The 11819-nt window shown below is 71.3% G+C and carries 7 protein-coding genes; 5 read left to right on the top strand and 2 right to left on the bottom strand.

Annotated features, from left to right (window positions below):
• Positions 1-280: 280 nt before the first annotated feature.
• Entirely contained in the window at positions 281-1345 is a 1065-nt protein-coding gene (gene rsgA / locus WMF19_RS03695) for a ribosome small subunit-dependent GTPase A (RefSeq protein WP_437897814.1), read from the bottom strand.
• An 837-nt stretch (positions 1346-2182) separates the two neighbouring features.
• On the opposite strand from rsgA, the gene uvrB reads away from it, so the two are divergent.
• From uvrB to WMF19_RS03670, 5 genes are all read left to right on the top strand, one after another.
• Complete coding sequence (gene uvrB / locus WMF19_RS03690) at positions 2183-4342, top strand: excinuclease ABC subunit UvrB (protein WP_437897813.1); 2160 nt, start codon at positions 2183-2185, stop codon at positions 4340-4342.
• Between the two features lie 398 nt (positions 4343-4740).
• Positions 4741-5925 (top strand): phosphoserine phosphatase SerB, encoded by a 1185-nt coding sequence (serB, locus tag WMF19_RS03685; RefSeq protein ID WP_437327492.1) that lies wholly within the window; start codon positions 4741-4743, stop codon positions 5923-5925.
• A 259-nt stretch (positions 5926-6184) separates the two neighbouring features.
• A complete protein-coding gene (locus WMF19_RS03680; RefSeq protein ID WP_437897812.1) occupies positions 6185-6328 on the top strand; it encodes a hypothetical protein in 144 nt (47 codons plus the stop codon).
• 231 nt (positions 6329-6559) lie between these two features.
• Complete coding sequence (locus WMF19_RS03675; protein WP_437327491.1) at positions 6560-7579, top strand: LacI family DNA-binding transcriptional regulator; 1020 nt, start codon at positions 6560-6562, stop codon at positions 7577-7579.
• Between the two features lie 185 nt (positions 7580-7764).
• The gene (locus WMF19_RS03670) at positions 7765-9702 is read left to right on the top strand and encodes a cellulase family glycosylhydrolase (RefSeq protein WP_437897811.1); all 1938 of its coding nucleotides are present in this window, start codon (positions 7765-7767) and stop codon (positions 9700-9702) included.
• Here the strand turns inward: WMF19_RS03670 and WMF19_RS03665 are convergent.
• On the bottom strand, positions 9688-11817 hold the full coding sequence (locus WMF19_RS03665) for an ABC transporter permease subunit/CPBP intramembrane protease (protein ID WP_437897810.1): 2130 nt from the start codon (positions 11815-11817) through the stop codon (positions 9688-9690). The genes WMF19_RS03670 and WMF19_RS03665 overlap by 15 nt on opposite strands.
• Positions 11818-11819: the final 2 nt, after the last annotated feature.

Below are 11819 nucleotides of genomic sequence, written 5' to 3'. Positions count from 1 at the left end.
TTGTGGTGGCTATGGCCGGCTGAACGGGTGGAGGAGAACCGGGGGCGACTCGCTTCGATGCGGGCCGGCGCTCGGGTTCGTGGGGCCCTTCCCCCGCCGGCCCCGCGCGCGACACCCCCTCCCGAGGGCTCTCTCCTGGGGATGGGAAAGAGCGTTTTCGAAGGTGCGCGCGGGCGGACGGGGGCGGAGAGCGGGCGGGATGAGTCGGGGGATTTGCGGGCGGTCTCTACGCGGCGTGGCGGGGACGCTGGGGTCTGGCCGCGGGGGCGGGGGTCGGCTCTTATCGCTTCGGATTGGCGCGCATCTGCTTCGAGATCTGCTTCCAGCGCCGCTTTTCCTCGATCCTCGCGCGGACGTCCTGCTGCCCGGCGAGGTGGCGTCGCTCGGCAGCCAGCTTGAGGTAGCCGCCGAGGCGCTCGGGATCGAGATCGCCGTCCTTGATGGCACGGAGCACCGCGCAGCCGGGCTCGCCGTCGTGGGCGCAGTCCCGGAAGCGGCAGGCCGCGGCGTGGGCCTCGACGTCGTCGAAGCCGGCCGGGGCGCTGCCGCCCGCGGACCAGAGGCCGAGCTCCCGTATGCCCGGCGTGTCGATGAGGAGGCCACCTCCGGGGATCAGGAACAGCTCCCGGTGGGCCGTCGTGTGGCGGCCGCGCTCGTCCGACGCCCGGATCGCGCCCTCGCGCTGGACCTCCATGCCGAGCAGGCGATTGCTGAGCGCGGACTTCCCCACGCCGGACGAGCCGACGAGGGCGATGGTCTCCCCTGCCCCGATCTCGGCGCGGAGCGCGTCGAGGCCGGCGCCTGAGAGCGCGCTGACGAGCGCGACCCGCGCAGCGGGGGCGACGTCCCGCGCCGCGTCGATGTACCGCTCCGGATCCGGGCAGACATCGGCCTTGTTGAGCACGAGGACCGGGCGAGCGCCGCTGTCGAGGACGGCGTCGATGTACCGCTCCAGGCGGCGCAGGTTGAAGTCGGCGTTCAGCGACGTGACGATGAACACCTTGTCGATGTTGGCCGCGAGCACCTGAGCCTCCACCGCGGGCCCCGCGGCCTTGCGGCGCAGGCACGTGCTGCGCGTGAACGTGTGCACGATGTACGCGGGCCCGGCGCCGTCGCCAGGCCTGAGCCCCACCCAGTCACCGACGGTGGGGAGCGCCGCGCGATCCGCGGCCTCGTGCGCGAGGCGCCCGCTGACCACCGCGATGCGCGGGCCCTCGGCGGTCTGAACGTGGTGCCTGGACGCGGAGGCGAGGACGACGCGCGCAGGCTGCACGGCATCCTCCAGACAAGCGAGCTGGCTCGCGAAGAAGGGAGTCCATCCGAGCCCGATCAGATCGGGCTGCATTTCGTGCTGCGAAGACGGATCAACGAGAGAATCGAGGTCAGTTTGCATGACGGACGAGCGCTCCATGGCGTTCGGCCGCGCCCGAGCTCGGTGCGCGGCGATCGACGGACAGGGCGCGGCAGCGCACAAGCGCGCACGCGCCGGCCATTCCACGCGCGGGGCCGCCGCGGAGCGGAGCTCGTCGATCGATCAGGACGTCACGCCAGAAGGCACACCCGGCCAGGGCAGATCCCTGCGAGGGGCACGCGCTCAGGGCACACACGCGCCCATCAGGGCACGCGGGCGACGTCGCGGAGACGTGGAGACGAGCTCAGCCGGCCGCGGCGGAAACGACGGCGGCGGCGCAATGGGTGTGCGATGTGTTGGCACTCATGACCTGACCTCCGTGTCGGCTCACGTCACCACGACGCGACAGCAGCCAGAATCCTATGGTCCCGCGCCGACGTCAAGCGCTCTCGGGTCGGCCCGTCTGCAACGACAGCGAGCACAGCGCACGCGCACGGGGCGCAGGCGACGAGCGCACGGAGCCCGCGTTGGGGAGGCGACGAGCGCGCGGCGAGGTGCGAGGCATGCGGCGAAGCGGGGACGAGCGTGGGCCGGACGGAGGCGCGCGGGACATGGGACGCGCTCGTTCCAGGTGCGCTCGTTCCAGGCAACAGCGGGTCGACAATTTCCGCTCGGCCGATGGTTGCCAATGGTTGCCGATAGTTGGAAGACCGACGAAGCCGGACGAAGCCGGACGAGAGCACGCCTTCCCGGCGAGGCCACCCCGCCCTCCGGCCCTGACGGCCGGGGAGGTTGCGAGGAGCGCCTCGCCGCACTAGGGTCCTCCGCTCCATGCCCACACACTTCGAGCTCGTCTCCGAATTCAAGCCGTGCGGTGACCAGCCTCGCGCGCTCCAGGAGATCTGCTCCGCTTTCGAGCAGGGCGAGGCCTTCCAGGTCCTCCTCGGCGTCACGGGCAGCGGCAAGACGTTCACCGCCGCCAAGGTGATCGAGAAGCTGCAAAAGCCGACCCTCATCATGGCGCCGAACAAGACGCTGGCGGCCCAGCTCTACGGCGAGATGCGGGAGCTCTTCCCCAACAACGCCGTCCACTACTTCGTCAGCTACTACGACTACTACCAGCCCGAAGCCTACGTCCCGACGAGCGACACGTACATCGAGAAGGACGCGATCATCAACGACGCGATCGACCGCATGCGCCACGCGGCGACGCACGCGCTGCTCTCGCGGCCGGACGTGATCATCGTCGCCTCGGTGAGCTGCATCTACGGCATCGGCTCGGCCGAGAGCTACCACGGGCTCCTCATCAAGCTCGAGCGCGGCACCGAGATCCGCCGCGACGAGCTCCTGCGGCGGCTCGTCGACATCCAGTACACGCGGAACGACGTCGATTTCCACCGCGGGACGTTCCGCGTCCGCGGCGACGTCGTCGAGATCTTCCCGGCCTACGAGGAGGCGCTCGCGATCCGCGTCGAGTTCTTCGGCGACGAGATCGAGGCGATCAAGGAGGTCGACCCGGTCCGCGGCAAGGTGGTGGGCCAGCTCGATCGCTACGCGGTCTTCCCCGGCTCCCACTACGTCACCGAGCAGCAGCAGCTCAGGCTCGCGATCCAGGCGATCCGCGAGGAGCTGCGCGAGCGCATCGACTTCTACGACAGGGCCGTGCGCTTCCTCGAGAAGCAGCGTATCGAGCAGCGCACGATGTACGATCTCGAGATGCTGGAGCAGATGGGGTTCTGCAACGGCATCGAGAACTACTCGCGCCACCTCTCGGGCCGGAAGTCCGGCGAGCCCCCGCCGACGCTGATCGACTATTTCCCGAAGGACTTCCTCCTCATCATCGACGAGTCGCACCAGACCGTCCCGCAGGTCGGGGCGATGTACCGGGGCGACCGGGCGCGGAAGGAGACGCTCGTCGAGTACGGGTTCCGGCTCCCCAGCGCGCTCGACAACCGGCCGCTCAAGTTCGAGGAGTTCGAGCAGCACTACGCGCAGGTCCTCTTCGTGAGCGCGACGCCCGGCGACTACGAGCTGCAGAAGTCGGCCGGCTCGGTCGTCGAGCAGATCATCCGGCCGACCGGGCTCATCGATCCGCAGATCCACATCCGCCCGGTATCCGGGCAGGTCGACGACCTGCTCGCGCGCATCCGGGAGCGGGTCGGCCGCGGCGATCGCGTGCTCGTCACGACCCTGACCAAGCGGATGGCCGAGGATCTGACCGAGTACTACACGGAGCTCGGCATCCGGGTCCGCTACCTCCACTCGGACGTCGACACGCTCCAGCGCGTGGAGATCCTCCGCGATCTCCGTCGCGGCGAGTTCGACGTGCTGGTCGGCATCAACCTGCTGCGCGAGGGGCTCGACCTCCCCGAGGTGTCGCTGGTCGCCATCCTCGACGCCGACAAGGAGGGCTTCCTCCGGAGCCCGCGCTCGCTCATCCAGACGATCGGCCGCGCCGCCCGCAACGTGAACGGCGAGGTCGTGATGTACGCCGATCGCATCACCGAGGCGATGAAGCGCGCGATGGACGAGACCAACCGGCGGCGCGCGATCCAGGAGGCGTACAACAAGGAGCACGGCATCACGCCGGCAACGGTGAAGAAGGCGATCCTCGACCTGTCGCCCACCTCGGGCACGCGCGACTACTACGCCGTGCCGAAGGGGACGGCGAAGCCGGCGGCCGAGGCGGCGCGCGCCGCGATGGACCTTGTCGACCAGATCGACGCGCTCCGGCAGGAGATGTTCGCGGCGGCGGAGAACCTCGAGTTCGAGAAGGCGGCGCGGCTGCGCGATCAGCTCCGGCAGCTCAAGGCACAGCAAGGGGACGGGGACGCTGGCGCGGCGCGCGAGGCGGCCGAGGAGAAGCCGGCGCGGTCCGGGCGGCCGGCGAGCCGGCGCGGTCCGGGCGGTAAGGGGGGCGGACGGGCCGCGACGGGCGGCAAGGGGGGTGGACGGGCGGCGGCGGGACGAGGGGGCGGGCGCTACCGATAGCGACGGAGTCCGCGGGGGAGGAGGCTGCGCGCGCGGGGGGGCGGTGGGCCCTCCCACGAACTCGGGCCTTTTGGGGGGCTGTTGCCTGCTGGACGGGGTGGACGAGTCCGCACGGCAATGGCTGCGCTGCGGGCCGGCCCTCGGATTCGTGGGGCCCGCCCACCGCCCCCCCGCGCGCGCAGCCTCCTCCCCCGCGGGCTCTTTGTGGGGGGGATGGGGGGGTGGGGGGTGGGTGGCTGCAGGGGCTACGAAGCGGGGGAGCGGATGGGAGCGGAACGCGAAGGGGGGGAAGCGGTGGTTCGGTAAAGGAGCTTCTTTTCGGGAATGCATCGTTTTGCTTCGGGCGGCGCTGTATCGGCGTCGACCCTGGGGCGCGGCGCTGTTAAGGGGGCGCCGGCATGGCCGTCTCGCCCGATCCGATACTCGTCACCGTCACCGGTAGGGACCACCCGGGCATCACCGCTCGGCTCACGGGCATCCTCAGCGACATCGGCGCAACGCTGCTCGACATCGAGCAGGTGGTGGTGCACGGAAACCTGAACCTCGCGCTCCTCGCGCTCTTCCCCGAGACACGCAGCGGACTCAAGGAGCTGCTGTTCGCCGCGAAGGAGCTCGGCGTGACGCTGGACTTCAAGCCGCTCGACGGCGGCGCGCCGCGGCGCGCGCCCGGGAGCCGGTACGTGGTGACAGCCATCGGCCGCGAGCTCGGCGCGAAGCAGCTGCACGACGTGGCGGCCACACTCGCAGCCCACGGCGCGAACATCGAGAAGATCGCGCGGCTGTCGGTCGAACGCCTCTCCTCGGTGGAGATCCAGGTGCTGCTCCAGCGCGAGGAGGAAGCCGACGCCCTCAAGCAGGCCCTCCTCGCGCTCGCGACGCAGAACAGCTTCGATCTCGCGCTGCAACGCGAGGGCCTCTTCCGCCGGAGCAAGCGGCTCGTCGTGATGGACATGGACTCGACGCTCATCCGGATCGAGGTGATCGACGAGCTGGCACGCGCGAAGGGCGTGGCGGAGCAGGTGGCGAAGATCACCGAGCGCGCGATGCAGGGGGAGATGGATTATGACGAGTCGCTCCGCCAGCGGCTCTCGCTGCTCCGCGGCCTCGACGTCGGCGTGCTGCGGAAGCTCGCCGCAGAGCTCCCCATCACCGAGGGCGCGGAGACGCTCATCCGGGTGCTGAAGCGGCTCGGCTACCGGACCGCGGTGATCTCCGGCGGCTTCTCGATCGCAGCAGAGGCGCTGAAGGCACGGCTCGGGATCGATTACGCCTACTCGAACGCGCTGGAGGTCGTGAACGGACAGCTGACCGGCAGGGTCACAGGGCCGATCGTCAACGCGCAACGCAAGGCCGAGCTGCTCGAGACCATCGCCCAGGCAGAAGGCGTGTTGCTCGATCAAACCATCGCCGTGGGCGACGGCGCCAACGACCTCCTGATGCTGCAGAGGGCCGGCCTCGGCGTCGCGTTCCGCGCAAAGCCCAAGCTGCGAGAGGCCGCCGACACGTCCCTCTCCGCAAGCGGCCTCGACGCCATCCTCTTCCTGCTCGGCATCACCGAGCGCGAGCTCCTCGAGGTGGCGTGAGCGACACGACACGACCCGTCCGGCCAGCAGCGGAGTCCCGCGGGACGCTGCGCCGTCGCGCGGGCATGCCGCACGCCCGCGCGACGGCGCGGCGCCACGCTTGACAGGCGCGCGCGCCCACAGGCCTGAACCGATTCAGCTCACGGCTGGCCCGTCGACACCGGCGAGGGCTGCGGGACCCCCCCGGACGCCGCGGAGCACGAGGCGATGGCCGCGGAGCTCGCGCCGGCGATCACCGGACGCCGCGGAGCACGAGGCGATGGCCGCGGAGCTCGCGCGATCTCCGGACGCCGCGGAGCACGAGACGATGGCCGCGGAGCGCGCGCGATCACCGGACGCCGCGGAGCACGAGACGATGGCCGCGGAGCGCGCGCCGGGGATCGAGTCGGCCCCGGGCTGGTGATCCCGGCGCGCTGACGGCCCCTCGCGGCCGTCCGGCGCGGTGCCCCGCCCCCCGTCGCCTGGGCAGGAGACGGTGTGGGAGAGGCTGCGCCAGGGTCGTCGCTCGCTCAGGGCGCTCGGCCCTGCGCGGCGTTCGGCTCGCCCGCGGGCCGTCGTGCTATCCAACCGGGGCCATGCGGAGAAGCCGGTTCACACAACAGGCGCGATCCGTCGCCTGGAGCGGAGGTGATGCGTGAAGCGTCCGACGATCACGGACATCGCGTGGCGTGCGGGGGTCTCCAAAGGAGCGGTGTCGTATGCGCTGAACGGCAGGCCCGGCGTGTCGGAGCCGACGCGCGAGCGGATCCTGGCCATCGCGGCGGAGCTCGGCTGGCAGCCGAGCAACGCGGCGCGGGCGCTCTCCGACGGCCGCGCAGGCGCCGTCGGCCTGGTCATCGATCGGCCCGCGCACATGCTCGGCATCGAGCCGTTCTTCATGCAGCTCATCTCCGGCATCGAGGCGGAGCTGTCCGAGAAGGCCGAGGCGCTGCTGCTCAAGGTCACGGAGGATCGCGTGACCGAGGTGGAGACCTACCGCCGCTGGTGGGCCGAGCGGCGGGTCGACGGGGTGATCCTCGTCGATCTCTGCGACGACGATCCGCGCGTGAAGCTGATCGAGGAGCTGAAGCTCCCGGCGGTGGTGATCGGCGGGCCGGCGGGCAAGGGGCAGCTGCCCGCGGTGTGGAGCGACGACGCGAGCGCCATGCGGGCCGTCGTCGACTACCTGGCCGCGCTGGGTCACCGGTCGATCGCGCGGGTCGCCGGCCCCGCGGAGTTCGTGCACACAGCGGTCCGGACCAAGGCGTTCACCGCGGCCGCACGCCAGCGGCGCCTGGATCGGGTGCAGACGGTCCACGCCGACTACACGGGCGAGGCGGGCGGCCAGGCCACACGGCGGCTGCTGGCCGAGGCCTCGCCGCCGACGGCCATCGTCTTCGACAACGACGTGATGGCCGTGGCCGCGCTCGCGGTCGCCCACGAGATGCGCGTCCCCGTGCCGGAGCGCCTCTCGATCGTGGCCTGGGACGACTCGGCGCTGTGCCAGCTCGTCCACCCCGCCCTGACCGCGGTGCGCCGCAACATCGCCGAGCACGGCTCCCGCGCCGCCGCGCTGCTCCTCCGCCTCGTCGCCGGAGAGCCGGTCACCGACGACGAGTGCAGCGCGCCGACGCTCGCGACGCGGGGCAGCACCGCCCCGCCCCCCCGCGCATGAGACGGCCTCGCCCGAACGACGGCGCGGCCCTCCCGCACGGGCGCGTAGACTGAACCGATTAAGTGACGTAATCTGAACCGATTAAGTAGCCCGCCGGCCGCGCCTCGATCGCGCGGCCCGCGCCGCGAGCAGGGTGACGGACGGTGTTCGAGAGCGCCGCTCTGCATGACCAGGACGTGAGGACTATGCACCGCAATTTCGCCAAAGTCGCAGTTCGTCAACAGGCGATCGCCTGGCTGGGGGCCAATTTCTGGTCGAGGCGCGGCGGCCCGCTCATGTGGCAGAGCTATGATCCGTTCGTGGTCCGCGAGGAGCTCCGGGTGCTGGCCGATCACGGCCTGACCATGACCCGGTCGTTCTTCTACTGGCCTCACTTCATGCCGGAGCCGGACCGGATCGACGAGGACTGCGTCGCGCGTTATGCCGATTTCCTCGAGGCGCACGTCGAGGCGGGCCTCACGACGATCCCGACCCTCCTCGTCGGCCACATGTCCGGCGAGAACTGGGACCCGGCCTGGCGGCGCGGGCGGGACCTCTACGGCGACGTGTGGATGGTGGCCCGGCAAGCCTGGTTCGCCGAGCAGATGGCGCGGCGCTTCGCGGGGCACCGGGCGGTGACGGGCTGGCTCGTCTCCAACGAAATGCCGATCTACGGCGAGCGCGAGCGCTCGATCCGCGAGAACGTCACGAGCTGGGCGAGCCTGGTCGTGCAGGCGCTGCGGGCCGGCGGGGCGAGCCAGCCAATCTCGATCGGCGATGGCGCGTGGGGCATCGAGGTCACGGGAAACGACAATGGGTTCTCCGTCCGCGATCTCGGCGCGCTCGTCGATTTCCTCGGCCCGCACGTGTACCGGATGGAGAACGACCTGGTGCGCCAGCACTACGGCGCGGCGTTCGTCTGCGAGCTCACGGGCTTCCTCGGAAAGCCCGTCGTGCTGGAGGAGTTCGGCGTGTCATCGGCTTTCGCTTCCGACGAGAACGCCGCGCACTACTACCGGCAGGTCCTCCACAACACGCTGCTTGCCGGCGCCACGGGCTGGATCGGCTGGAACAACACCGATTTCGATCTCATCCACCAGGATCCCTACAGGCACCACCCCTTCGAGCTCCACTTCGGGCTGACGACCGTCGACGGCCGCCCCAAGCCGCAGCTCGAGGAGATGGCCCGCTTCGCGAAGGTGCTCTCCGATATCGACGTCCTCGGCTGTGAGCGCGAGCCGGCCGACGCGGCGATCATCGTCCCATCGTACCTGGAAGGCGCGTTCCCGTTCACGGAGGCCGAGGACCGCAGCTATCTGTTCACGATGCTGCGGCAGGCCTACATCGCGGCGAAGGAGGCGGACCTGCCGGTCGGGCTGACCCGGGAGCGAGACGGGATCGCCGAGGACTGCCGGCTTTACCTGCTGCCGTCGGCCAAGCAGCTGACCGCGCCCACATGGCATCTCCTGGAGCGGCTGGCGTCCGCCGGAGCGGTCGTCTACGCGTCGTACTGCCACGGCACGCACGGGTCGCAGCGCGGGCCGTGGTACGCGCACCTCAACGCGATGTTCGGCGTCGAGCACCAGCTGCGCTACGGGATGGTCGATCCGATCGAGGACGATCGCGCGAAGCTCACCTTCGAATGCCAGTTCGGCACGATCGCGGCGGGCACGACGCTCGCGTTTCCCGTCTCCGGCACCGAGCACAGCCGCGCTTACCTGCCCGTGCGCGCCAGGGGCGCGGAGGTCGTCGCGGTCGACCAGCGCGGCCGGCCTGCGCTGCTGCGGCGCAAGATCGGGAGCGGCAGCGTCGTGCTCTGCACCTATCCGATCGAGCACTTCGCCGCGGCGACCCCGCGGATCAACCCGGAGCCGACTTACCGGCTCTACGACGCGCTCGCCGAGCTCGCCGGCGTGAAGCGGCCGGTGACGGTGGACGACCCGCGCGTCGCGGCCGACACGCTGCGCCACCGGGATGGCCGCCGCTTCGTCTTCCTGGTCAGCCAGGCGGATCAGCCGCTCTCGGTGAAGCCCGCCGTGGCCTCGGGCCACCTGACCGAGCTGGGCGGCAAGTCCCCGGTCCACGCCGTGGAGCTCTCGCCGTACGACGTGCGGATCCTCGAGCTGCGATCAGGGCCGCGGTGAATCTTCTGGTTCCGGCGCGCCCGGCGCCGAGAACCGGAGCAGGAGCAGCCCGGCCAGCGAGACGACCATCCCTGCAAACGTGATGCTCCACGGCAGGAGCTCTCCTTCGATGACGCCTTGCCCCCACGACGGCTTGAAATAGAGGAGCGACACCGCGAGCCCGTTGTTCAGGGCGTGAAGCAGCGCTCCGGGCAGCGCGGAGCCGGTGCGGTGGCGCGCGTAGCCGAGCGCCAGCCCGAGCGAGAACGTCGGCAAGAGCCGGTACACCGACCCGTGCGCGAGCCCGAAGAGGAGCGCCGAAACGACGATCGCCACCGCGGGCCCGGCGCGGCGCAGGCCCGCGTAGACGAAGCCGCGGAACAGGAGCTCCTCGCAGACGGCCGGCGTGACGGCGACGAGCAGCAGGACGACCGGGTACGGCTGCCCGCCGAGCAGCACGAGCTCCCCTAGCTCACGGGCGAAGGGCTCCGGCGCGGGGAACCACCGGAGGACGGTGCCGCCGATCGCGGCCCACGCCGAGACGCCGAGGAGCAGCGCCCCGGCGAGGCCGCGGACCGAGGGCGCCCTGAGGCCGAGCGTCGCCCGCGGCGAGTAGCCGAAGCCGGCGACCAGCGCGAGGGTCGGGACCAGGAAGAAGCCGACCTGGGAGACAGCGAGCTGGACCGCCACGCTGGCGCGGGCGATGAGCAGGCTGCCATAGAAGAAAAGCACCTGGACGCCCGCGAACGCCGCCAGCGAGAAGCCCGCCGAGGGCACCCCGCCGGCCCGGCGCCCCAGGCCGAGCACGGCGCGCGCCGACTCGTGCCCCCCGAGGAGCACGCTCTCGCGCTCGAAGACGCGCGCGGCGAAGAGGAGCGCGAGGCAGGCATAGAGCGCCGAGGAGACGAGGGCCGTGAAGAGGAGATCGGCCGGCGCCTCTCCGACGAACAGCGCCTTGATCAGCACCGCGATGTTGAGGACCGGGGCGTAGGCCGTCCACGGGTTGAGCTCGACCACCGGCAGGGCCGTGATGCCGGCGAGCAGCGAGAGCGGCAGGTACGCCGGCATGAGCGCGTTCTGACCGTCCTTGAAGTCCTTCGCGAACACGGCGAGCGCGAGGAACAGCGCCGAGAACAGGAGCGTGACCGGCACGAGCAGCACGAACGTCAGCGCGAAGGTGCCGGGGCCGACCACCATCGCGTCGGGCAGCAACCGGCTCACCGTGAGCGACATGCTCACCACGTTGCCGAGCGCCGTGAGCAGCGAGATGACCCACACGGCCAGGAACTTGCCCGAGATGATCTCGATGGGCCGCACGGGCGCGCACAGCAGCGTCTGCATCGTGCCGCGCTCCTTCTCGCCCGCCGTCAGATCGATCGCGGGGAGGAAGCTGCCGAGGAGCGACATCAGGATCAGCAGCATCGGCATCATCGCGCCGAGGATCTGGCCGACCTTGCGGCTGTCCGCCGCGACGTCGCGGGGCACGACGTCGAACGCGCGCGAGAACCCCTCGGGCAGGCCGCGCTCCACCTCTCGATCCGCGATGATGGCCTTGCGGGCGCGCCGCAGCGCGCCCTCGAGGCGCGCCTCCGCCGTGGCCGAGTCGGCGCGGACCGAGTCGAAGTAGATCGCGACGGCGCCCTTCCCGCCGCGCCCGAGCTCGGCCCCCAGCGAGGGCCACGGGACGAGCACCGCGTCGACCTTGCGCTCGCTCACCGCGGCGCGCGCCGCGGCGAGCACGGGGTTCTCCGGCTCGATCCACCTCGGCGGCTCGGCCTCGGGGGGCGGCGCCTCGCCCTCGTCCGGCGCGGGCGCCGGCCCCGCCGGCGGCGCGAGCGCCCCGGAGAGGAGCCCTTCGCGCACGTCGGGGGGCGCGCCGGCCCACGGCGCGAGCTCGATCTTGCCCGCCGCCGAGAGCCTCGTCTGCAGGTCCTCGGCGAGCTCTCCCCAGACCGCGATCCTGGACGGGCGCGCCTCGCGCGCATCCGCCTCGAAGCCGACGAGCTTGCTCATCGCGAGCGCGAAGAGCGGGTAGAGAAGGAGCGGCACCACGACGAGGCGCACGAGCGTGCGCCGATCCCGGAGCGACTCGACGAGCTCCTTGCGGAGGATCGTCCAGACGATGGCGAGCCTCACGA

This window comes from Sorangium sp. So ce124 (assembly GCF_051525235.1).
Classification (GTDB): domain Bacteria; phylum Myxococcota_A; class Polyangia; order Polyangiales; family Polyangiaceae; genus Sorangium; species Sorangium atrum.
This window is presented reverse-complemented; position numbering and strand designations above follow the sequence as displayed.